This window comes from Pseudomonas sp. H1h (assembly GCF_000633255.1).
Lineage (GTDB): Bacteria > Pseudomonadota > Gammaproteobacteria > Pseudomonadales > Pseudomonadaceae > Aquipseudomonas.
In genome coordinates, this window is record NZ_AYMJ01000025.1 from 79343 (window position 1) to 100687 (window position 21345).

Annotated in this window: 23 protein-coding genes; 14 read left to right on the forward strand and 9 right to left on the reverse strand. The window is 60.6% G+C overall.

The annotated features are described in order from the left end of the window. Positions 1 to 16: 16 nt before the first annotated feature. The 5 genes from U862_RS0120765 to U862_RS0120785 all read right to left on the reverse strand — a co-directional run bounded on the left by U862_RS0120765 (position 17) and on the right by U862_RS0120785 (position 4305). Positions 17 to 1039, reverse strand: coding sequence for an SIS domain-containing protein (locus U862_RS0120765; protein WP_025112176.1), 1023 nt, complete (start codon positions 1037 to 1039; stop codon positions 17 to 19). Then, positions 1020 to 2126, reverse strand: a complete 1107-nt coding sequence (gene nagA / locus U862_RS0120770; RefSeq protein ID WP_025112177.1) for an N-acetylglucosamine-6-phosphate deacetylase — start codon at positions 2124 to 2126, stop codon at positions 1020 to 1022. The genes U862_RS0120765 and nagA overlap by 20 nt, the downstream gene beginning before the upstream one ends. A 47-nt stretch (positions 2127 to 2173) precedes the next feature. Further along, on the reverse strand, positions 2174 to 2905 hold the full coding sequence (locus U862_RS0120775; RefSeq protein WP_025112178.1) for a GntR family transcriptional regulator: 732 nt from the start codon (positions 2903 to 2905) through the stop codon (positions 2174 to 2176). Between the two features lie 283 nt (positions 2906 to 3188). Continuing rightward, positions 3189 to 3704, reverse strand: coding sequence for a murein L,D-transpeptidase family protein (locus U862_RS0120780; protein ID WP_025112179.1), 516 nt, complete (start codon positions 3702 to 3704; stop codon positions 3189 to 3191). A gap of 49 nt (positions 3705 to 3753) precedes the next feature. Next, complete coding sequence (locus U862_RS0120785; protein ID WP_025112180.1) at positions 3754 to 4305, reverse strand: NUDIX hydrolase; 552 nt, start codon at positions 4303 to 4305, stop codon at positions 3754 to 3756. A gap of 146 nt (positions 4306 to 4451) precedes the next feature. Here U862_RS0120785 and U862_RS0120790 point away from each other — a divergent pair, with 146 nt between their 5' ends. From U862_RS0120790 to purT, 5 genes are all read left to right on the forward strand, one after another. After that, positions 4452 to 5051 (forward strand): CoA pyrophosphatase, encoded by a 600-nt coding sequence (locus U862_RS0120790; RefSeq protein WP_007967803.1) that lies wholly within the window; start codon positions 4452 to 4454, stop codon positions 5049 to 5051. A gap of 47 nt (positions 5052 to 5098) precedes the next feature. Further along, positions 5099 to 5623 carry a gamma carbonic anhydrase family protein gene (locus U862_RS0120795; RefSeq protein WP_025112181.1) on the forward strand — a complete coding sequence of 175 codons (525 nt, stop codon included), beginning with the start codon at positions 5099 to 5101 and terminating at the stop codon, positions 5621 to 5623. Beyond that, complete coding sequence (locus tag U862_RS0120800; protein WP_025112182.1) at positions 5620 to 5835, forward strand: DUF1289 domain-containing protein; 216 nt, start codon at positions 5620 to 5622, stop codon at positions 5833 to 5835. Before U862_RS0120795 ends, U862_RS0120800 begins: the two co-directional genes overlap by 4 nt. Before the next feature lie 183 nt (positions 5836 to 6018). Further along, a complete protein-coding gene (locus tag U862_RS0120805) occupies positions 6019 to 6486 on the forward strand; it encodes a VUT family protein (protein WP_025112183.1) in 468 nt (155 codons plus the stop codon). 100 nt (positions 6487 to 6586) lie between these two features. Next, the gene (purT, locus tag U862_RS0120810; RefSeq protein ID WP_025112184.1) at positions 6587 to 7768 is read left to right on the forward strand and encodes a formate-dependent phosphoribosylglycinamide formyltransferase; all 1182 of its coding nucleotides are present in this window, start codon (positions 6587 to 6589) and stop codon (positions 7766 to 7768) included. Between the two features lie 105 nt (positions 7769 to 7873). Here the strand turns inward: purT and U862_RS0120815 are convergent, their stop codons facing one another. From U862_RS0120815 to U862_RS0120825, 3 genes are all read right to left on the reverse strand, one after another. Next, positions 7874 to 9190, reverse strand: coding sequence for an MFS transporter (locus U862_RS0120815; RefSeq protein ID WP_025112185.1), 1317 nt, complete (start codon positions 9188 to 9190; stop codon positions 7874 to 7876). Between the two features lie 352 nt (positions 9191 to 9542). Next, entirely contained in the window at positions 9543 to 10775 is a 1233-nt protein-coding gene (locus tag U862_RS0120820) for an HlyC/CorC family transporter (RefSeq protein ID WP_025112186.1), read from the reverse strand. 12 nt (positions 10776 to 10787) lie between these two features. After that, the gene (locus U862_RS0120825) at positions 10788 to 11600 is read right to left on the reverse strand and encodes an inner membrane protein YpjD (RefSeq protein ID WP_025112187.1); all 813 of its coding nucleotides are present in this window, start codon (positions 11598 to 11600) and stop codon (positions 10788 to 10790) included. A 195-nt stretch (positions 11601 to 11795) separates the two neighbouring features. On the opposite strand from U862_RS0120825, the gene ffh reads away from it, so the two are divergent. From ffh to U862_RS0120855, 6 genes are all read left to right on the forward strand, one after another. Further along, a complete protein-coding gene (gene ffh / locus U862_RS0120830) occupies positions 11796 to 13172 on the forward strand; it encodes a signal recognition particle protein (RefSeq protein WP_025112188.1) in 1377 nt (458 codons plus the stop codon). 251 nt (positions 13173 to 13423) lie between these two features. Further along, the gene (gene rpsP / locus U862_RS0120835) at positions 13424 to 13675 is read left to right on the forward strand and encodes a 30S ribosomal protein S16 (RefSeq protein ID WP_003185073.1); all 252 of its coding nucleotides are present in this window, start codon (positions 13424 to 13426) and stop codon (positions 13673 to 13675) included. Positions 13676 to 13680: 5 nt separating this feature from the next. Beyond that, positions 13681 to 14217, forward strand: a complete 537-nt coding sequence (gene rimM, locus U862_RS0120840; protein WP_003221979.1) for a ribosome maturation factor RimM — start codon at positions 13681 to 13683, stop codon at positions 14215 to 14217. A 3-nt stretch (positions 14218 to 14220) separates the two neighbouring features. Further along, a complete protein-coding gene (trmD, locus tag U862_RS0120845; protein ID WP_025112189.1) occupies positions 14221 to 14973 on the forward strand; it encodes a tRNA (guanosine(37)-N1)-methyltransferase TrmD in 753 nt (250 codons plus the stop codon). A 45-nt stretch (positions 14974 to 15018) separates the two neighbouring features. Continuing rightward, positions 15019 to 15369: a 50S ribosomal protein L19 gene (rplS, locus tag U862_RS0120850; RefSeq protein WP_003175895.1), complete on the forward strand. Its 351-nt coding sequence runs from the start codon at positions 15019 to 15021 to the stop codon at positions 15367 to 15369. Positions 15370 to 15518: 149 nt separating this feature from the next. Next, complete coding sequence (locus U862_RS0120855; protein WP_025112190.1) at positions 15519 to 15932, forward strand: acyl-CoA thioesterase; 414 nt, start codon at positions 15519 to 15521, stop codon at positions 15930 to 15932. Positions 15933 to 16037: 105 nt separating this feature from the next. Here U862_RS0120855 and U862_RS0120860 read toward each other — a convergent pair whose 3' ends face one another. Then, complete coding sequence (locus tag U862_RS0120860) at positions 16038 to 17846, reverse strand: sodium:proton antiporter (RefSeq protein ID WP_025112191.1); 1809 nt, start codon at positions 17844 to 17846, stop codon at positions 16038 to 16040. A 108-nt stretch (positions 17847 to 17954) separates the two neighbouring features. Between U862_RS0120860 and xerD the strand changes: the two genes are divergently transcribed. From xerD to U862_RS0120875, 3 genes are all read left to right on the forward strand, one after another. Next, entirely contained in the window at positions 17955 to 18851 is an 897-nt protein-coding gene (gene xerD / locus U862_RS0120865) for a site-specific tyrosine recombinase XerD (RefSeq protein WP_025112192.1), read from the forward strand. 253 nt (positions 18852 to 19104) lie between these two features. Then, the gene (gene dsbC / locus U862_RS0120870) at positions 19105 to 19836 is read left to right on the forward strand and encodes a bifunctional protein-disulfide isomerase/oxidoreductase DsbC (RefSeq protein WP_007967782.1); all 732 of its coding nucleotides are present in this window, start codon (positions 19105 to 19107) and stop codon (positions 19834 to 19836) included. A gap of 130 nt (positions 19837 to 19966) precedes the next feature. Next, a complete protein-coding gene (locus U862_RS0120875) occupies positions 19967 to 21271 on the forward strand; it encodes a homoserine dehydrogenase (RefSeq protein WP_025112193.1) in 1305 nt (434 codons plus the stop codon). Positions 21272 to 21345 lie beyond the last annotated feature (74 nt).

Genomic DNA, 21345 nt, shown 5'->3' on the forward strand with positions numbered 1-21345 from the left:
GTGCAGTCATTCGGACTTAGTGCGTGCGGGTCACTTTGCTCAGGTGGCGCGGTTGATCCGGGTCCATGCCTCGGGCCACGGCCAGGCCGGCAGCCATCACATAGAAACTCTGGATCGCCAGGATCGGGTCGAGGGCCGGGTGTTCGGCGCGGCTCAGGGTCAGGTCGCGTTCGAGAATGTCGTCCGGCGCGGCGAGCAATACACGGGCGCCGCGTTGACGCATCTCCGCCGCGAGGCTGATCAGACCGGCCTGCTCGGCACCACGTGGCGCGAACACCAGCAGTGGGTAGTGCTCGTCGATCAGGGCCATCGGGCCGTGACGGACTTCGGCACTGCTGAAAGCTTCAGCCTGAATCGCCGAGGTTTCCTTGAATTTCAGCGCTGCTTCCTGGGCGATGGCAAAGCCTGCGCCACGGCCGATAACCATCAGCCGTTCGCAATCGCGCAGCGCGTCGATGGCGGCGCTCCAGTCCTGTTGCGCGGCTTCGCGCAGGCCTTCGGGCAGGGCGTTGTGTGCCTCGAGTAATTCGCGGTCTTCTTTCCAGTGCGCGATCAGGCGGGCGCTGGCGCTGAGGGTGGCAATGAAGCTCTTGGTCGCGGCGACGCTGCTTTCGGTGCCAGCGAGCAGTGGCAGGCTGAATTCACAGGCTGCTTCCAAAGGCGAATCGGCGGCATTGACCATCGACACGCTCAGCGCGCCGCGTTTGCGCAACAGACGCAGGCTGTTGACCAGATCCGGGCTCTGTCCCGATTGCGAAAACGCAAACGCGACCTGGCCGCTGACCTTCAACGGTGCCTGCTGCATGGTCACCACCGACATCGGCAACGACGCCACCGGCACACCCAATTGCTGCATGGTCAGGTAGGCGAAGTAGCTCGCCGCGTGGTCGGAGCTGCCACGGGCGACAGTCATCGCAACTTGCGGCGGCTGACGGCGCAGGCGCCCGGCGATCTCGATCATTTGCGGGTCGAGCTGTTGCAGTTGGGCTTGCACGGCCTCGAACGAGGACAGCGCCTCCTCAAGCATTTTTGAAGTCAATGTCTTCTCCTTCGACCATGACAGCGGTCAGTGTGAGTGAGCGATCCAGCCGCACGCAGTCGGCCCAGGCGCCAGGTGCCAGGCGCCCGCGTTCGGTGATGCCGAGGTAGTCGGCGGGAAATTGCGACAGACGCTGCGAGGCTTCGGCGATCGGCAAACCGATCTTCACCAGGTTGCGCAGGGCCTGATCCATGGTCAGGGTGCTGCCGGCCAAGGTGCCGTCGGGCAGACGCACGCCGCCCAGGCATTTGGTCACGGTGTGGCTGCCGAGCTTGTATTCACCGTCGGGCATGCCGGCGGCGGCGGTCGAATCGGTGACGCAATACAGGCACGGAATCGAGCGCAAGGCCACACGAATGGCGCCGGGATGCACGTGCAGCAAATCAGGGATCAGCTCGGCGAATGTGGCGTGGGCCAGTGCCGCGCCAACGATCCCGGGTTCGCGGTGATGCAGCGGGCTCATGGCGTTGTAGAGGTGAGTGAAACTGGTCGCGCCGGCATCGAGTGCAGCGACACCTTCTTCGTAACTGCCAAGGGTGTGGCCGATCTGCATGCGCACACCACGGCTGCTCAACTCGCGGATCAAAGCGTCGTGACCGGCGATTTCCGGGGCGATGGTGATCACCCGAATCGGCGCCAGCGCCAGATACTCTTCGACTTCGGCCATCAACGCGGTGTGCGCGAAGTTCGGTTGCGCGCCGAGTTTGCCGGGATTGATGTACGGGCCTTCGAGGTGTACGCCAAGCACGCGGGCGGCGCCTTTCGGACGCTGTTCGCAGAATTCTCCGACCTCCTTCAGGACGCTGGAAATCTCGGCGCTCGGTGCGGTCATGGTGGTGGCCAGCAGCGAGGTGGTGCCGAAGCGCACGTGGGTCTTGGTGATGGTCTCGAAGGCGCTGGCGCCTTCCATGATGTCTTTGCCACCACCGCCGTGGACGTGCAGGTCGATGAAGCCCGGCAGCAGATACGGCAGGTCATTGTCGGCCGGATCGCAGGGCACGCCTTCGATCGACACGACTTTGCCGTGTTCGTGGATCAGCCGGCCGCGAACCCAGCCGCTGGCGGTGAGGATGTTGTCTTCGGACATTTCGGTTCTCGCTGTTTGACGGCGCGCCTGATCAGCCGCGCGGCTCTTTATCGGCGAAGCTCTGCAACAAAGTCGTAGTAGTCGTTGCGGCAATAGGTGTCGGTGACTTCGATCGGCGTGTTGTCTTCCAGATAACCGACCCGGGTCATCAGCAGCATGGCGGTACCGGGGGCGATGCCGACCAGCGCGGCAAACTCGTCCGAGGCGTTGATCGCCTGAATGTGCTGCAGGGCGCGGACGATCGGTTTGCCGATGCCGTCGAGGTATTCATAGAGCGAGTCGCCGACCAGTTGCGGCTTGGGCATGATCGCGGCGGGCAGGGTGCTCATCTCGATGGCCATCACGGTGTCGTCGGCCTTGCGCAGGCGTTTCATGCGCGCGACCTTGTCGTTCGGCGACAGGCCCAGACGGATCAGTTCTTCGTGGGTCGGCAGGGTGACTTCACGCTCCAGCCACTGCGAACTGGGCACAAACCCCTTGAGGCGGAGCATTTCGCTGAAGCCCGAGAGGCGCGACAACGGTTGTTCCAGACGTGGCGTGATGAACGTGCCGGAACCTTGCAGGCGACGGATCAGGCCTTGATCGAGCAGCACTTCCAGCGCCTTGCGGGCGGTGACCCGGGAGATGCCCAGTAACTCGCTGAGGTTGCGCTCGGACGGCATCGCCTGCTCGGCCTTCCACTGCCCGGCGTGAATGGCCGATTCCAGATTGCGCGCCAGCTGCAGGTACAGCGGCGTCGGCTGGGAGTCATCTGGGCGTAGGGCCTGGAGGTCGTTCATGTAGGTCATTTCCGGCGCGAGTATAGGATTGTTGTGGCTCGCTTGTGGGGCGGAAATTAATACCACTTGAATACCATGTCAACGCATGGAAATGGTCTGCAGCCCAATGAAATGGCGGGTTCTGAGTGTGATGTATTGAAGTGGTATTATTGGTGGGCGGTAAAACACAAAAAATCGCAGCCTGCGGCAGCACCTACCGTTCAGAGTGGTATCACCCCTGTAGGTGCTGTCGCAGGCTGCGATCTTTTGATTTATTTTTTTGCAGGTGACCAGTGGTGGGTCGTTACGGGCGAATCTCGATCATCGTGCCGTCCGGCACCAGGCCCCAGACCTCGCGCATGTCCATGTTGCGCATGGCGATGCAGCCGTCGGTCCAGTCCAGGGTGTGGAACAGGTCTTCAGGCGTTTCCTCCGAATCCGGAGTGCCGTGGATCATGATCATCCCGCCAGGCTCGACGCCTTCACGCCGGGCGCGCGCCGAATCGCTGATGTTCGGGTAGGAAATGTGCATCGCCAGGTTGAATTTTTCACTGACCTTGCGCCAGTCGATCCAATAAAAACCTTCCGGGGTGCGCTTGTCGCCTTCAATCAGTTTTGGACCCTTTTTCGCGCCCTTGCCCAAGGAAATACGGTAGGTCTTGATCGGCTTGCCGTCGGCGATCAGTTGCAGTTGATGCGCCGATTTGAGCACCAGGATTTTTTCGATCAGCGGCGTATTCGAGGGCGTCACGGTGGTCACGAAGGACGCTTGTGAGAGCGTGGCGAACGACAGGCAAAGCAGGGCAAGCAACCAGCGCATTGAAACGATTCCCCAGGGAGTGACGCAGATATTTTATTTATGGAAGCTTTCAGGTGATGGCAGGCTGAGCCAGCGGCGGTATCGATTCGGAGCGAACCGGGTAGGTTTCGGCGCGACGGTCAGCGAAGAAGCATTCTAAGGTACGCCCCACCGTGCGGAAAGCCAGCTCGTCCCAAGGAATGTCGGCTTCGTCGAATAGTTGCACTTCGAGGCTTTCGGGGCCGGCGGCAAAGTCCAGGTCGGCCAGTTCTGCACGAAAGAACACATGCACCTGGCTGATGTGTGGCACATCGATCAGCGTATAGATGCTCAGGTTGCGCACCCGGGCGCAGGCTTCTTCGGCGGTTTCGCGAATCGCGGCCTGTTCGATGGTCTCGCCGTTTTCCATGAAACCGGCGGGCAGCGTCCAGTAACCCAGGCGTGGCTCGATGGCGCGGCGGCAGAGCAGCACCTGGCGGCCCCAGGTCGCGACGCAACCGGCGACGATATTGGGGTTTTGATAGTGAATGGTCTGACAGCTGTCACAGACAAATCGCAGCCGCGAATCGCCTTCGGGAATGCGCTGGGTCACCGGGTTGCCGCACTGGCTGCAAAATTTCATGCTGGGGTTCCTGAATGCTGCGCCTATCTTGGCGTGCAGCGGTGCCGGTCGGCAAGTTGTCGTTTCGCGACATGGCCCGGCGAGGGGCTTGGGCGGCTGCAATGATTGGTGCATGATGCAGGGTAAGGCACAGATCGAGAACACTCATGCTGGACGAGCTACTGCATAGGGTAAGCAACCACACACCGCGCACGCTGGAGACCGATAAACGTTTCCCCGAGGCCGCTGTTCTGGTGCCGATCACCCGCAGTGACGAGCCCGAGCTGGTGCTGACCCTGCGCGCCAGCGGCCTTTCGACCCATGGCGGCGAGGTGGCCTTTCCTGGCGGACGTCGTGATCCGGAAGACCCTGACCTGATTTTCACCGCCCTGCGCGAAGCTGAGGAAGAAATCGGTCTGCCGCCGGGGCTGGTCGAGGTCATCGGCCCGCTCAGCCCGCTGATTTCGTTGCATGGCATCAAGGTCACGCCTTATGTCGGGGTGATCCCGGACTTTGTCGAGTACCAGGCCAACGATGCCGAGATCGCTGCAGTCTTCAACGTGCCGCTGGAATTCTTCCGTAAAGACCCGCGTGAACACACGCATCGAATCGATTATCAGGGCCGCAGCTGGTACGTGCCGAGTTATCGTTACGGTGAGTTCAAGATCTGGGGGCTGACGGCGATCATGATCGTCGAGTTGATCAATCTGCTCTATGACGAACAGATCAGCCTGCACCATCCCCCCAAAAGCTATATCAATACCTGAAGCCATCGCTCGAATGGCCCGTCATTGTGAGCCCTGAGGAAAACAAGATGAAATACCGCCTGGGCGACGCCCGCGTCGACACCCACCCACAGAGCTGGGTCGCGCCCAATGCCGTGCTGGTGGGCAAGGTCAGACTGGAAGAGGGTGCCAACGTCTGGTTCAACGCCGTGCTGCGTGGTGATAACGAACTGATCCTGATCGGCAAGAACAGCAACGTCCAGGACGGCACGGTGATGCACACCGACATGGGCTACCCGCTGACCATCGGCACCGGTGTGACCATCGGTCATAACGCCATGCTGCATGGCTGCACCGTCGGCGATTACAGCCTGATCGGCATCAACGCGGTGATTCTCAACGGTGCAAAGATCGGCAAGAACTGCATCATCGGCGCCAATTCGCTGATCGGCGAAGGCAAGGAAATCCCTGATGGCTCGCTGGTGATGGGCTCACCTGGCAAGGTCGTGCGCGAGCTGACCGAGCCGCAGAAGAAGATGCTTGAGGCCAGCGCCGCGCACTATGTGCATAACTCGCAGCGTTACGCGCGTGATCTGGTAGAGCAGGAAGAATGAACACGCCGGAGAGACCGGTCGCCTCGCCGTGTGTGAATATCTGCGCACTGGACGAGGACGATATTTGCACAGGTTGCCAGCGCACGGTCGAGGAGATCACGCGCTGGGGCCGGATGACCAATGACGAGCGCCGGGTGGTGCTGGGGTTGTGTCATGAGCGGGCGAAGGCGAGTGGGTTGGTGTGGATGATCCCCGGGAAATCTGGCGTTTGACAAACCGCCTTCGCGAGCAAGCCCGCTCCCACATTTGATCTGTGCCAGCCCCGCCATTCGGATTCACTGAAGATCCAGTGTGGGAGCGAGCCTGCTCGCGAAGAGGCCGGAACAGTCGCGATTTCTTATTGGCCCAACTCCCAGCCTGACGTAACCTGTGCGCCAATCCGACAGGTCGCTTCCATGATTTTCCTCATCGCCTACATCAGCAGCGTCGTGCTGATCAACTTCGCATTCTCCACCGCGCCGCACCTGGACATCATCTGGTCCGCATGGGGCGGGCTGGTGTTCGTGCTGCGCGACATGGTGCAAACCCGCTTCGGTCATGGTGCGATTGTGGCGATGCTGGCGGCGCTGGTGTTGTCGTACGTCACGTCCGATCCGTCCATCGCCTTGGCCAGCGCCACGGCGTTCGCTGTCTCCGAGATCATCGATTGGCTTGTCTTCAGCATCACCAAACGGCCGTTGCGTGATCGCTTGTGGATCAGCTCGGCGCTGAGCATTCCCCTCGATACCTTCATCTTCTTCGGCATGATCGACCTGATGACGCCACCGGTGATCATCACCGCACTGGCCTCGAAGTTCGCCGGTGTCACCGCCGTTTGGCTGATCATGGCCTGGCGCGAGCGCAAACAGGCTGTCGCCAGCTGAAGCCAAACCCTCGGGTTCATGTAAAATGCCGCGCTTTCTCCCCATGGAAAGCGCGTCTGACGCTGCTTTCCTCGATGATCCGCTTCTTTGAGGACCTGAGATGACCCGTATCGGAACTCCATTGTCGCCAACCGCGACCCGCGTATTGCTGTGTGGCTGTGGTGAGTTGGGCAAGGAAGTGGTGATCGAGCTGCAACGCCTGGGCGTTGAAGTGATTGCCGTCGACCGTTACGCCAACGCGCCGGCCATGCAGGTTGCCCATCGCAGCCACGTGATCAACATGCTCGACGGCGCCGCGCTGCGTGCGGTCATCGAAGCCGAGAAGCCACACTTCATCGTGCCGGAAATCGAAGCCATCGCCACCGCCACGCTGGTCGAGCTGGAAGCCGAAGGCTTCACCGTGATCCCGACCGCACGCGCTGCGCAACTGACCATGAACCGCGAAGGCATCCGTCGTCTGGCGGCTGAAGAGCTGGACCTGCCGACTTCGCCGTACCACTTTGCCGACACCTTCGAGGACTACAGCAAAGCCGTTCAGGACCTGGGCTTCCCATGTGTGGTCAAGCCAGTGATGAGCTCGTCGGGCAAGGGTCAGAGCCTGCTGCGCAGCGCCGATGACGTGCAGAAAGCCTGGGATTATGCGCAAGAAGGTGGCCGCGCCGGCAAAGGCCGGGTGATCATCGAAGGTTTCATCGATTTCGACTACGAAATCACCCTTCTGACCGTGCGCCACATCGGTGGCACCACGTTCTGCGCACCGGTCGGTCACCGTCAGGAGAAGGGCGACTATCAGGAATCCTGGCAGCCACAGGCCATGAGTCCGATTGCTCTGGCTGAATCCGAGCGCGTGGCCAAAGCCGTGACCGATGCGCTGGGTGGTCGTGGTCTGTTCGGTGTCGAGTTGTTCATCAAGGGTGATCAGGTGTGGTTCAGTGAAGTCTCGCCACGCCCGCACGACACCGGTCTGGTGACCCTGATTTCCCAGGACCTGTCGCAGTTCGCGCTGCACGCCCGAGCCATTCTCGGCCTGCCGGTGCCGTTGATCCGTCAGTTCGGCCCGTCGGCCTCGGCAGTGATTCTGGTGGAAGGGCAGTCGACCCAGACAGCTTTTGCCAACCTCGGCGCTGCGCTGAGCGAGCCGGATACCGCGCTGCGTCTGTTTGGCAAGCCGCAAGTGAATGGTCAGCGCCGGATGGGCGTGGCGTTGGCGCGGGATGAGTCGATCGAGGCTGCGCGTGCCAAGGCGACCCGGGCTGCTCAGGCTGTCGTCGTCGAGCTGTAAACCGAGGCACGACATTCGCGAGCAAGCCCGCTCCCACAACAGGTTTTGTGTACGCCACAGATCCAATGTGGGAGCGGGCTTGCTCGCGAAGCTTTTGATCTTCCGTCAGGCAATCTGATTCAGATCGTTATTGCGCGTTTCCTTCAGGCACAACACCGCAATCAAACTCAGCACTGCAGCCCCCGAAACATACCCGCCGACATAACTCAGACCGCCCATCGCCACCAGCTTCTGCGCAAAGAACGGTGCTGCCGAGGCGCCGACAATTCCGCCCAGGTTGTAGGCGGCCGATGCACCGGTATAGCGCACGTGTGTCGGAAACAGTTCTGGCAGCAGCGCGCCCATTGGCGCAAATGTCACGCCCATCAAGAACAGCTCGATGCACAGGAACAGCGCCACACCCCAGGTCGAACCCTGCGTCAGCAATGGCTCCATCAGGAATCCGGACAGAATCGCCAGCACGCCACCGATGATCAGCACCGGTTTACGCCCGTAACGGTCACTGGCCCAGGCGGACAACGGTGTCGCTGCAGCCATGAACAGCACGGCAAAACACAGCAAGCCAAGGAACGTCTCACGGCTGTAGCCGAGAGTGGACACGCCGTAGCTCAGGGAAAACACTGTCGAGATGTAAAACAGCGCATAGCACACCACCATCGCCGCCGCGCCGAGCAAGGTTGGCACCCAGTATTGGCTGAACAATTCGACCAGCGGCACTTTCACCCGCTCCTGGCGGGCAATGGCGTTGGCGAAGACTGGGGTTTCGTGGAGCTTGAGACGCACGTACAGGCCAACCATCACCAATACCGCACTGAGCAGGAACGGAATCCGCCAGCCCCAGCTGCGGAACTGTTCGTCGTTGAGGGTCATGGCCAGGGTCAGGAACAGGCCGTTGGCCGCGAGAAAACCGATCGACGGGCCAAGTTGCGGAAACATGCCGAACCACGCTCGCTTGCCCTTGGGTGCGTTTTCCGTGGCCAGCAGCGCTGCACCGCCCCATTCGCCGCCGAGTCCCAAACCCTGACCGAAGCGCAGCACGCACAGCAGAATTGGCGCCCAGGCGCCGATGCTGGCGTAACCTGGCAGCACGCCAATCAGCGTGGTGCAGACCCCCATCAGCAACAGCGAGGCGACCAGCGTCGATTTGCGCCCGATGCGGTCGCCGAAGTGGCCGAACAATGCCGAGCCCAGCGGGCGTGCGAGGAAGGCGATGCCGAAGGTGAGAAACGCCGAGAGCATCTGCGCGGTGCCAGAGGTCTGCGGAAAGAACACCGGCCCGATCACCAGCGCGGCGGCGGTGGCATAGACGTAGAAGTCGTAGAACTCGATGGCGGTGCCGATGAAACTTGCCGTCGCCACGCGGGTGGCGGAGTTGGTTGGCTGGGCGGGTGCGATAGCGCTGCAAGCGGTACTGGTCGTCATGCGGTGATCCCTGACAGTTATGGCTCCGTTGGAGCGAATTATTATGGTTGAGCACCCAGGGATGTGGGATGAGACGCGTCGCTGTTTCGAGTAGGAACAGTCGTCGGGGTGATGCGGATATAGCCGAAGTCGCAGGAGTGCAGGGTAAGCACAGGGCTCGGCGGCGCTTGGGTAAGCGTTTGGATTATAGGAAGCGGGCTAACGATTGAACAAGAGGGATAAAACAGCCAGCGCAATTTGAAGGCGAATGAATCTGTGGCGAGAGAGGTTGCTCCTGCTGGGTTGCGCAGCCGTCCCTCTTTTGACGTGCTGCCGCGATTTTGCTGTCGCTGCGCGCCCTCGCGACAAAGGTTTAAACCTTGGCAGGCACCAGGCTCGTATGCCAGATCAACACCTTGCTCACCCGGTTCTCCTCGGTTTCGAGAATCTCCAGTCGGTAGCGCCCGATCTTCAGGCACACAGCGCTTTCCGGAATGCTCTCCAGCGCTTCGGTCACCAGGCCGTTGAGGGTTTTCGGCCCGTCGCTGGGCAAATGCCAACCCAGGCATTTGTTCAGTTCGCGGATCGACGCGGTGCCGTCGATCACCATGCGCCCGTCGGCCTGTGGATGGATGTGCGGGTTGTCGAGGCTGTGCTCGCTTTCGAATTCGCCGACGATTTCTTCGAGAATGTCTTCCAGAGTAACGATGCCCAGCACCTCGCCGTACTCGTCCACTACCATGCCCAGACGACGCTGCTGTTTGTGGAAATTGAGCAGTTGCAGTTGCAGTGGTGTGCTTTCCGGCACGAAGTACGGTTCGTAGCTGGCGGCCAGCAGCGCCTCGCGGGTCAGGTTGCCGTCGTTGAGCAGATGGCGGATTTGCCGGGTGTTGAGCACCGCTTCGACCTGGTTGATGTCGCTATGGAACACCGGCAGGCGCGTGCGCTTGTTGTGGCGCAGTTGTTCGATGATCTCTTCGATCGAGTCGTCGAGGTTGATGCCGTCGACATCGCTGCGCGGCACCAGAATGTCATTGACCGTGATGTTGTCCAGCGCGTGGATCCCGGAAACCGGGTGCGCGCGGGACGGGTGTTCCGGGTCGTCGTGGCGGTCGGCAGGCTCTTCGTCTTCGCTCTGCTGCACCACTTGGGCTTTGCGGGCGAAGGGGCGCATCAGCAGGCCGCTGATGCTGCTCAGCAGCCACGCCAGCGGGTAAAGGATTTTCAGCGGTATGGCCAGCAAGGTATTGCCGAACGAAAGCACGGCGTCCGGATAGCGCTGGGCCACGGTGCGCGGAAAGTAATCGGCAAACACCAGCAACACGGCTGCGGCGCCGAGGCAGGCTGCCCAAGGGCCGTTCTCTTCGCAAAGGAAGATCGCCAGTAGCGTGGCGATGACTACCGCGAGGGCGCGGCACAGGGTGTTGCACAGAATCAGGCTGTCGAGCGGGAAGCTCAGCTTCGCCAGCGGTTTATCGCTGGCGCGCGAGGCGGCGCGTTGCGCGAGCAGGTGCTGCTGCGCGATTTCGACGGCGGTAAACAGTCCTGACCATAAAATCAGCAGGACAAAAACCGCGATCATCGGCCCTATGGGCAAACCGTCCATTTATGCCGCCCGTCAGATGTGCAGGATGTATTCACGAACCAGTTTGCTGCCGAAGTACGCCAACATCAGCAGGCAGAAACCGGCGAGGGTCCAGCGAATCGCCTTGTGACCACGCCAGCCGAGGCGATTACGGCCCCACAACAGCACGCTGAACACGACCCAGGCCAGGCATGCCAGCAGGGTCTTGTGCACCAGATGCTGGGCGAACAGGTTTTCGACGAACAGCCAGCCGGAGATCAGCGACAGCGACAGCAGCGTCCAGCCGGCCCAGAGGAAACCGAACAGCAGGCTTTCCATGGTTTGCAGCGGCGGGAAGTTCTTGATCAGGCCTGACGGGTGCTTGTGCTTGAGCTGGTGATCCTGCACCAGCAACAGCAAGGCCTGGAACACCGCGATGGTGAACATGCCGTAGGCCAGGATCGACAGCAGGATATGGGCGAGGATGCCCGGCTCTTCGTCGATGATCTGCACCGTGCCGGCGGGCGCGAACTGCGCCAGCAGCACCGTGGCCGCACCCAGTGGGAACAGCAGCACCAGCAGGTTTTCCACCGGGATCCGTGAGCAGGCCAGCAACGTCAAGGCGATGACGGCGGCGGCAATCAGGCTGGCGGCGCTGAAGAAGTCCAGGCCCAGGCCGATCGGCGTCAGCAGGTGGGTGAGCAGGCTGGCGCTGTGGGCCAGCACGGCAAGAATGCCGAGCGTAACCAGCAGGCGCTTGTTCGCCTTGGCGCCGGAGGCCAGGCGGGTGCCCTGATAAAGGGTCGCAGCGGCATAAAGAAGCGCGGCGGCGAGAGTGGTCAGCAAACTGGGTGACAAGGGGAGCATAAATCCTGTTAGGCAAGCCCGAAAGGCGCTGAGTTTGGCATAGAACCGTCATACCACGAAAGTGCGAGGTGTCCGCCCGACGCAGTCTTCGCTATAATCCGCGACCTGCCCACGCCGCAGGCTCGCCGAGCACAAGTTGATTCCGGTCTGGGCCGCCATTATCCCGGTCTACACAGGGCCTGAAAGGATCGCGCAATGTTTGAAAACTTAACCGACCGTCTCTCGCAGACGCTGCGCCATGTCACCGGCAAGGCGAAGCTGACTGAAGACAATATCAAAGACACCCTGCGCGAAGTGCGCATGGCGTTGCTCGAAGCTGACGTCGCCCTGCCGGTGGTCAAGGACTTCGTCAATTCGGTCAAGGAGCGCGCTGTCGGCACCGAGGTGTCGCGCAGCCTGACGCCGGGCCAGGCGTTCGTGAAGATCGTCCAGGCCGAACTCGAAAGCCTGATGGGCGCGGCCAACGAAGATTTGAACCTGAGCGCTGTGCCGCCGGCAGTCATTCTGATGGCCGGTCTGCAGGGTGCCGGTAAAACCACCACTGCCGGCAAGTTGGCGCGCTTCCTTAAAGAGCGCAAGAAGAAGTCGGTCATGGTTGTGTCGGCGGACGTTTACCGCCCTGCGGCTATTAAACAGCTGGAAACCCTGGCCAACGACATCGGCGTGACGTTCTTCCCGTCCGACCTGAGCCAGAAGCCGGTCGACATCGCCACCGCAGCTATTAAAGAAGCCAGGCTGAAATTCATCGACGTGGTCATCGTCGATACCGCCGGTCGTCTGCACATCGACGAAGAAATGATGGGCGAGATCAAGGCGCTGCATGCCGCGATCAATCCTGTTGAAACCCTGTTCGTGGTCGATGCCATGACCGGTCAGGACGCCGCCAACACGGCCAAGGCCTTTGGCGATGCGCTGCCACTGACCGGTGTGATCCTGACCAAGGTCGACGGCGACGCCCGTGGCGGTGCCGCGTTGTCGGTACGTGCAATCACCGGCAAGCCGATCAAGTTCATCGGTATGGGCGAGAAGAGCGAAGCGCTCGATCCGTTCCATCCTGAGCGTATCGCTTCGCGAATCCTCGGCATGGGCGACGTGCTCAGCCTGATCGAACAGGCCGAAGCGACCCTCGACAAGGACAAGGCCGACAAACTGGCCAAGAAGCTGAAGAAGGGCAAGGGCTTCGACCTCGAAGACTTCCGCGATCAGCTGCAACAAATGAAGAACATGGGCGGCCTCGGCGGCCTCATGGACAAACTGCCGAGCATCGGCGGCGTCAACCTGTCGCAAATGGGCAACGCCCAGAACGCTGCAGAGAAGCAGTTCAAACAGATGGAAGCCATCATCAACTCCATGACTCCGGCCGAGCGCCGCGACCCTGAGCTGATCAGCGGTTCGCGCAAGCGCCGGATCGCCATGGGTTCCGGCACCCAGGTGCAGGACATCGGCCGCTTGATCAAGCAACACAAGCAGATGCAGAAGATGATGAAGAAATTCTCCGCCAAGGGCGGTATGGCGAAAATGATGCGCGGCATGGGCGGTATGTTGCCCGGCGGCGGCATGCCCAAGATGTAAAGAATTTGCGCCGGTCGTCGCACCGGCGCAGACCCCGCAAGGACGCGGGATCAACAGCAAACCCGCACTCGGCGGGAGCTGACTGGCCGTTTTCATCGACGGCTCTATATGCAAATCCGCACGGCATGCCATAGGCGCCGGAAAAAGTCATTTGCAAAAGTCCGGATATTCCTTAGAATATGCGGCCTTTCGGGCACCCATGCCCGCTGTGCATTTAGATTTGCAGCACCGACTACAGGAACGATGTTCACATGCTAACAATCCGTCTTGCCCTTGGCGGCTCCAAAAAGCGCCCGTTTTACCACCTGACCGTAACCGACTCGCGTAACCCGCGTGACGGCTCCCACAAAGAACAGGTTGGTTTCTTCAACCCTGTTGCCCGTGGTCAGGAAATCCGTCTGTCCGTGAACCAAGAGCGCGTAGCCTACTGGCTGAGCGTTGGTGCACAGCCTTCTGAGCGTGTTGCTCAGTTGCTGAAGGAATCTGCCAAGGCTGCAGCCTGAGCAGTATGAGCGCGACGCCAGAAAAAGCTGACGACCTGATCGTTGTCGGCAAGATTTTTTCGGTTCACGGCGTTCGCGGCGAGGTGAAGGTCTTTTCCTTTACCGATCCGATTGAAAACCTGTTGGACTACCGCAACTGGACGCTTCGGCGCGAAGGCGTGGTGAAACAGGTCGAGCTGGTCAGCGGCCGATCCACTCAAAAGGATCTGGTTGCCAAGCTCAAAGGCCTCGACGATCGCGATGAAGCCCGTCTTCTGAGCGGTTATGAGATTTGCATCTCGCGAAGCCTTTTGCCCAACCTGACAGGCGACGAGTACTACTGGTACCAGTTGCAGGGTCTGAGCGTCATCAACCAGGACGAGCAATTGTTCGGCAAGGTTGATCACCTGTTGGAGACCGGCGCGAACGATGTATTGGTGGTCAAGCCCTGCGCGGGCAGCCTGGATGATCGCGAGCGGTTGTTGCCCTACACAGAGCAATGCGTGCTGGCAATCGACCTGGATGCAGGCGTGATGCGGGTGGAATGGGACGCGGACTTCTAAGCAATGGCCAGCCTGCGCGTAGACGTCATAACGTTGTTCCCCGAGATGTTCTCGGCCATCAGTGAATACGGTATTACCAGTCGAGCGGTCAAACAGGGGCTATTACAGCTGACCTGTTGGAACCCGCGGGATTACACGACGGATCGGCATCACACTGTGGACGATCGCCCGTTTGGCGGTGGTCCGGGCATGGTGATGAAGATCAAGCCCCTGGAAGATGCTCTGGTTCAGGCCAAGGCAGCAGCCGGGGAGGCGGCGAAGGTGATTTACCTGTCCCCCCAAGGCCGTCAACTGACTCAGTCGGCGGTACGCGAGTTGGCACAATCGGATGCATTGATCCTGATTGCCGGCCGCTATGAAGGCATTGACGAGCGTTTTATTGAGGCTCATGTCGATGAAGAGTGGTCGATTGGTGACTATGTACTGTCTGGCGGCGAGCTGCCGGCCATGGTCATGATCGATGCGGTTACACGACTGCTGCCTGGAGCTTTAGGGCATGCGGACTCCGCCGAGGAAGATTCCTTTACGGATGGTCTGCTGGATTGCCCGCATTACACCCGACCTGAGGTGTATGCGGATCAGCGTGTACCCGACGTGTTGCTGAGTGGCAACCACGCGCATATCCGGCGATGGCGTTTACAGCAGTCCCTTATCAGGACCTATGAACGACGCGCCGATCTTCTGGAAAGCCGCTCGCTTTCTGGAGAAGAGAAGAAGCTGCTCGAGGAATACATCCGCGAGCGGGACGATAGTTAACAACGTATCGATGGTAAATCAGTTGATTTACCTTAGGAGCACAGCATGACCAACAAAATCATCCTTGCACTCGAAGCAGAGCAGATGACCAAAGAAATCCCTACCTTTGCCCCGGGCGACACCATTGTCGTTCAGGTGAAAGTGAAGGAAGGCGATCGTTCCCGTCTGCAAGCGTTCGAAGGCGTTGTAATCGCCAAGCGTAACCGCGGCGTGAACAGTGCGTTCACCGTTCGTAAAATCTCCAACGGTGTTGGCGTAGAACGTACTTTCCAGACCTACTCCCCGCAGATCGACAGCATGGCTGTTAAACGTCGCGGTGACGTACGTAAAGCCAAGCTGTACTACCTGCGCGACCTGTCGGGTAAAGCAGCTCGCATCAAGGAAAAACTGGCTTAAGTCCAGCTTCCGATGCAGAAAAAAGCAGCCTACGGGCTGCTTTTTTGTTGCCCGCAATAAACTGCCCCCATCCTGTAGGAGCTGCCGAAGGCTGTGATCTTTTGATCTTGTTTTCGATGTGCAGTCTACTTTTTACGAGTCAGCTCAACATGTCTATCCGTGACCAGGAAATCGAACGCCGCACCGAACTCTCGGTGACCCGCGTGACCAAAGCGGTCTTTCCGCCGACCACCAACCACCACAACACCCTGTTCGGCGGCACCGCGCTGGCGTGGATGGACGAAGTGTCGTTCATTACCGCCACCCGCTTCTGCCGCTTGCCGCTGGTGACGGTGTCCACCGACCGCATCGACTTCAATCACGCGATCCCGGCCGGCTCCATCGTCGAGCTGGTAGGGCGGGTGATCAAGGTCGGCAATACCAGCCTCAAGGTCGAGGTGGAAGTGTTTGTCGAAAGCATGAGTTGCGATGGGCGCGAGAAGGCGATCCATGGGCAGTTCAGTTTTGTGGCGATTGATGATGACAAGCGGCCGGTGCCGGTGTTGCCGGGTTTTGCTGCTTGACCTGAAACCGAGTCGCGCCATTCGCGAGCAGGCTCGCTCCCACAGGGTTCATGTCGATCACAAAAAAGAACCTGTGGGAGCGGGCTTGCTCGCGAAAGCGTCAGCTCAGGCGCCGCTGCTCTCAGGCTGAATCAACGCCAGCAACGTCCACCCCGGCCCAGGTTTCAAAGCAGTCTCCGGCGTCACCACATGCACCCAGCCACTGTCATCACGCATGAACAGTAACGTCGCGCGATTGCCATGCAGCGCACGGTAGTCATCCCAGCCGAAGCCGTCGGTCAGTGTTGTGCTGTACAACTCGGCACCCTGGCCCATCTGGCTCGCCAGCTTCGCGTAGGTAAATGCTTCGCTGCCCAACTGATTGCCGCGATGCTCAAGGCTGGCGCGGTGCTTGTCACTGCGGCGGCTTTCATGGCCGCTGGCCAGGCCAAACAAGCGTTGATGGCCGAAGTCATGACGAAAGCGCATGGCCGCCAAGGTATTGAGTTCGCCCGACGGCGACAGCGCCAGCAAATGCCCCAGCCCGACCAGATCCAGGTGCGCATCGGCATGTTGCGAGGCCGGGTTGCCAAAATACGTCGGCAAGCCTTCCATGCGCGCCGCTCGAATGTTTTCCCAGCTCGAATCGGTCAGCAGCACCCGGCTGCCCAGTTGTTGCAGTGACTTGCCCAGCGCTCGCGCCGGAGCGTTCGCGCCGACGATCAGGAAACCGCTTGGCGCCGGCTCGGCAACCTTCAGCAGCCGTGCCAGTGGTCGTGCCGTGGCGCTCTGCAGAACCACGGTGCCGATGATCACCGCAAACGTCAGCGGTACCAGCAGCAGGGCGCCTTCATGCCCGGCCTCATGCAGGCGAATCGCGAAAATCGCCGACACCGCCGCCGCCACGATTCCGCGTGGCGCGATCCAGCACAGCAAAGCACGCTCACGCCAACTGAGGCTGGAGCCGGCGGTGCTGAGCAGCACATTCAGCGGTCGCGCGATCAATTGAATGACCAGCAACAGAATCAGTACCAGCGGCCCCAGCCCGATCAGGGCGTGCAAGTCCAGACGCGCCGCCAGCAGAATGAACAGCCCGGAAATCAGCAGCACGCTGAGGTTTTCCTTGAAGTGCAGAATGTGTCGCACATCCACACCTTTCATGTTGGCCAGCCACATGCCCATCAGCGTCACCGCCAGCAGGCCGGACTCGTGCATCACCTCGTTGGAAGCAATGAAAATCCCCAGCACCGCTGCCAGCGAGGCGAGGTTGTGCAGGTATTCCGGCAGCCATTGTCGACGTATCACCGTGCCAAGCAGCCAGCCACCGACAATGCCGAACAGCGCGCCGCACAGAATCACGCCGCCGAACGTAAACAGACTCTGCTTGAGTCCATGGCCTTCGGCGCTGGCGATAATGAAGCTGTAAACCACAACGGCGAGCAGAGCGCCGATCGGGTCAATGACGATGCCCTCCCAGCGCAAAATGTTGGCGATCGAAGCTTTTGGCCGCACCACGCGCAGCATTGGCACGATCACTGTCGGGCCGGTCACCAGCGTCAGGCTGCCGAAAAGAATGGCCAGCATCCAGTCGAAACCCAGTAGAAAGTGAGTCGCCACCGCGATGACAACCCAGGTCGAAATCGCACCGAGGGTCACTAGGCGATGGACGACGCTACCAATCTCCTTCCATTCAGACAGATGCAGGGTCAGGCTGCCCTCGAACAGAATCAACGCCACCGCCAGCGACACCAACGGCATCAGCAGCGGGCCGAACATTTCCTGCGGATCGAGCCAGCCCAGCACCGGGCCGGCGAGAATCCCGGTCAGCAGCAGAAAAAGAATCGCCGGCAGCTTCAAACGCCACGCCAGCCATTGGCAACCCAGCGCAGCGACGCCAATCCCGCCAAATGCCAATAGAATTTGCTGCTCGTTCATTGATGCTCCCTGTTCCTTGAAATTGCGGGCTATGAAAGACTAGCGTCCATTCCTACAGTTCACTCTACATTTGCGCGCAGTCCCTGAGGCTGCGTGTCTTGAGCGCCCATGCCTGCCATCGACCATCCGCTGATTGATCAATTCCTCGACGCCCTGTGGCTGGAAAAAGGCCTGTCCGACAACACCCGCGGTGCCTACCGCAGCGATCTGGCGCTGTTCAACGGCTGGCTGCAGGAAAACAACCTGGAGCTGATCAATGCCGGTCGCGAGTTGATCCTCGATCATCTGGCCTGGCGCCTGGAGCAGAACTACAAGCCACGTTCCACCGCCCGATTTCTCTCCGGTGTGCGTGGCTTTTATCGCTATCTGCTGCGGGAAAAAATGATCAGCGTCGACCCGACGTTGCGCGTCGACATGCCGCAACTGGGGCGGCCGCTGCCCAAGTCTCTTTCGGAGGCCGACGTCGAGGCGCTGCTCAAGGCGCCGGACCTGAGCGAAGCCATCGGCCAGCGCGATCGCGCCATGCTTGAAGTTTTGTACGCCTGTGGCCTGCGGGTGACCGAACTGGTGAGCTTGACTCTGGAGCAGGTCAACCTGCGTCAGGGCGTACTGCGGGTGATGGGCAAGGGCAGCAAGGAGCGGCTGGTGCCGATGGGCGAGGAAGCGATTGTCTGGGTCGAGCGCTACATGCGCGATGGCCGCAGCGAGCTGCTCGGTGGGCGTCCGAGCGATGTGCTGTTTCCCAGTCAGCGCGGCGAACAGATGACCCGCCAGACCTTCTGGCACCGCATCAAGCATCAGGCCAAGGTGGCCGGGATCGGCAAGTCGCTGTCGCCGCACACCCTGCGCCATGCGTTTGCCACGCACCTGCTCAACCATGGCGCCGACCTGCGCGTGGTGCAAATGCTGCTGGGTCACAGTGACCTCTCGACCACGCAGATCTACACCCACGTCGCCCGCGCCCGCCTGCAAGAGCTGCACGCCAGACACCACCCCAGAGGCTGATGAAAAACCTGTGGGAGCGGGCTTGCTCGCGAAGAGGCCATCACAGGCGAAGCATTTGTTGCCTGCCAGGACGCCTCCGCGAGCAAGCCCGTTCCCACAGGGGTTGTATCGCCCACGATCTCTGGCGACAGGCGCATTCGGCCCTGCGGGCCTTATGTGTTAGGCTTTGCCGGTTTGCACGATGGACGGTTATGACCCGGTGTTCCGGCACGGGCGTTCTGACCGTTTCATTTGTCCGCCTTCAGGAGTTCTCATGCGTCTGACCCAGATTTTCGCCGCCGCAGCCATTGCGTTGGTCAGCACCTTTGCCGTCGCCGATGACGCGGCCGACAAAGCCATTCGTCAAAGCCTGGAAAAACTCGAACTCGAGGTTCCGGTAGAAAGCATCAGCGCCAGCCCGTTGCCGGGCATGTATGAAGTCAAGCTCAAGGGCAGCCGTGTGCTGTACGCCAGCGCCGACGGCCAGTACATCGTTCAGGGCTACCTGTTCCAGCTCAAGGACGGTAAACCGGTCAATCTGACCGAGAAGACCGAACGCCTGGGCATTTCCAAACTGATCAACGCCATTCCGGTGGCCGAAACCGTGGTGTACCCGGCCGTGGGCGAGACCAAATCGCACATCACCGTGTTCACCGACACCACCTGCCCGTACTGCCACAAGCTGCACGCCGAAGTGCCTGAGCTGAACAAGCGCGGCATCGAAGTACGTTATGTTGCGTTCCCGCGCCAGGGCCTGGGCTCGCCGGGTGACGAGCAACTGCAAGCCGTGTGGTGCTCGACCGACAAGAAAGCCGCCATGGACAAGATGGTCGATGGCAAGGAAATCAAGGCCGCCAAGTGCGCGAATCCGGTTTCCAAGCAGTTCGCCCTTGGTCAGTCGATCGGCGTGAATGGCACACCGGCCATCGTTTTGGCCGACGGACAAGTCATTCCGGGCTACCAGCCGGCGCCACAAGTCGCCAAACTGGCGCTGGGCGCCAAGTAATTCGCATCGTCACGGTCAGCCTTGACGATCATGGTCCGACGGTAACTCCGCCGGGCCATTAATAGAGAGCCGCGAGCACGCGGTTGTTTTCCGGCCGACCTTGCGTCGGCCGTTTCATGGGGAGTTCACAGTGAATCCGGTCAAAGTAGGCATCTGTGGGTTAGGGACCGTCGGTGGCGGTACCTTCAACGTACTTCAGCGCAACGCCGAGGAAATTGCTCGTCGTGCCGGGCGTGGGATCGAAGTGGCACAAATTGCCATGCGCACGCCAAAGCCTCAGTTCCAGACGACCGGTATTGCGATTACCAACGATGTCTTCGAAGTGGCCACGAACCCTGAGATCGACATCGTCATAGAGCTGATGGGCGGCTACACCGTTGCCCGAGAGCTGGTACTCAAGGCCATCGAGAATGGCAAGCATGTGGTCACCGCGAACAAGGCACTGATTGCCGTTCACGGTAATGAGATTTTCGCCAAGGCACGCGAGAAAGGCGTGATCGTGGCATTCGAAGCGGCTGTGGCCGGTGGCATCCCGGTGATCAAGGCGATCCGTGAAGGCCTGTCCGCCAACCGCATCAACTGGGTCGCCGGGATCATCAACGGCACCGGTAACTTCATCCTCACCGAAATGCGCGAGAAGGGTCGTACCTTCGAAGACGTGCTGGCTGAAGCGCAAGCGCTGGGCTACGCCGAAGCCGATCCGACCTTCGACGTCGAAGGCATCGACGCGGCGCACAAGCTGACGATCCTGGCTTCGATCGCGTTCGGCATTCCGCTGCAATTCGACAAGGCTTACACCGAAGGCATCACCAAGCTGACCACCGCTGACGTGAACTACGCCGAAGCGCTGGGCTATCGCATCAAGCACCTCGGCGTGGCGCGCAGCACTGCCACGGGTATCGAGTTGCGCGTACACCCGACGCTGATCCCGGCTGATCGTCTGATCGCCAACGTCAACGGCGTGATGAACGCCGTGATGGTCAACGGTGACGCTGCCGGTTCGACCCTGTTCTACGGCGCCGGCGCCGGCATGGAACCGACCGCTTCGTCGGTGATCGCCGACCTGGTGGACGTGGTTCGCGCGATGACGTCCGATCCGGAAAACCGCGTGCCGCACCTGGCCTTCCAGCCAGACTCGCTGTCGGCGCATCCGATCCTGCCGATCGAAGCCTGCGAAAGCGCCTACTACCTGCGCATTCAGGCCAAGGACCATCCTGGCGTACTGGCTCAGGTGGCGAGCATCCTCTCGGAGCGCGGCATCAACATCGAGTCGATCATGCAGAAGGAAGTCGAAGAGCACGACGGTCTGGTGCCGATGATCCTGCTGACCCATCGCGTGCTGGAACAGCACATGAACGATGCGATTGCCGCCCTGGAAGCGTTGGCCGGCGTCAACGGTCCGGTTGTGCGGATCCGCGTCGAACACCTTAACTAAGCAGCGGCAAGCTACGAGCGGCAAGCGGCAAGCTAGAGGCCAGTGACACTCAGCTTGCAGCTTGAAGCTTGAAG

Bases quoted from the DNA above. Each gene is read 5' to 3' on its own strand.
- U862_RS0120815 (WP_025112185.1), bottom strand. From the start codon at position 9,190: ATGACGACCAGTACCGCTTGCAGCGCTATCGCACCCGCCCAGCCAACC.
- xerD (WP_025112192.1), top strand. From the start codon at position 17,955: ATGCCTGCCATCGACCATCCGCTGATTGATCAATTCCTCGACGCCCTG.
- dsbC (WP_007967782.1), top strand. From the start codon at position 19,105: ATGCGTCTGACCCAGATTTTCGCCGCCGCAGCCATTGCGTTGGTCAGC.
- rimM (WP_003221979.1), top strand. From the start codon at position 13,681: ATGAGCGCGACGCCAGAAAAAGCTGACGACCTGATCGTTGTCGGCAAG.
- nagA (WP_025112177.1), bottom strand. From the start codon at position 2,126: ATGTCCGAAGACAACATCCTCACCGCCAGCGGCTGGGTTCGCGGCCGG.
- U862_RS0120820 (WP_025112186.1), bottom strand. From the start codon at position 10,775: ATGGACGGTTTGCCCATAGGGCCGATGATCGCGGTTTTTGTCCTGCTG.
- U862_RS0120855 (WP_025112190.1), top strand. From the start codon at position 15,519: ATGTCTATCCGTGACCAGGAAATCGAACGCCGCACCGAACTCTCGGTG.
- U862_RS0120790 (WP_007967803.1), top strand. From the start codon at position 4,452: ATGCTGGACGAGCTACTGCATAGGGTAAGCAACCACACACCGCGCACG.
- U862_RS0120800 (WP_025112182.1), top strand. From the start codon at position 5,620: ATGAACACGCCGGAGAGACCGGTCGCCTCGCCGTGTGTGAATATCTGC.
- ffh (WP_025112188.1), top strand. From the start codon at position 11,796: ATGTTTGAAAACTTAACCGACCGTCTCTCGCAGACGCTGCGCCATGTC.
- purT (WP_025112184.1), top strand. From the start codon at position 6,587: ATGACCCGTATCGGAACTCCATTGTCGCCAACCGCGACCCGCGTATTG.
- U862_RS0120785 (WP_025112180.1), bottom strand. From the start codon at position 4,305: ATGAAATTTTGCAGCCAGTGCGGCAACCCGGTGACCCAGCGCATTCCC.
- U862_RS0120860 (WP_025112191.1), bottom strand. From the start codon at position 17,846: ATGAACGAGCAGCAAATTCTATTGGCATTTGGCGGGATTGGCGTCGCT.
- U862_RS0120805 (WP_025112183.1), top strand. From the start codon at position 6,019: ATGATTTTCCTCATCGCCTACATCAGCAGCGTCGTGCTGATCAACTTC.
- U862_RS0120780 (WP_025112179.1), bottom strand. From the start codon at position 3,704: ATGCGCTGGTTGCTTGCCCTGCTTTGCCTGTCGTTCGCCACGCTCTCA.
- rplS (WP_003175895.1), top strand. From the start codon at position 15,019: ATGACCAACAAAATCATCCTTGCACTCGAAGCAGAGCAGATGACCAAA.
- trmD (WP_025112189.1), top strand. From the start codon at position 14,221: ATGGCCAGCCTGCGCGTAGACGTCATAACGTTGTTCCCCGAGATGTTC.
- U862_RS0120775 (WP_025112178.1), bottom strand. From the start codon at position 2,905: ATGAACGACCTCCAGGCCCTACGCCCAGATGACTCCCAGCCGACGCCG.
- rpsP (WP_003185073.1), top strand. From the start codon at position 13,424: ATGCTAACAATCCGTCTTGCCCTTGGCGGCTCCAAAAAGCGCCCGTTT.
- U862_RS0120795 (WP_025112181.1), top strand. From the start codon at position 5,099: ATGAAATACCGCCTGGGCGACGCCCGCGTCGACACCCACCCACAGAGC.
- U862_RS0120825 (WP_025112187.1), bottom strand. From the start codon at position 11,600: ATGCTCCCCTTGTCACCCAGTTTGCTGACCACTCTCGCCGCCGCGCTT.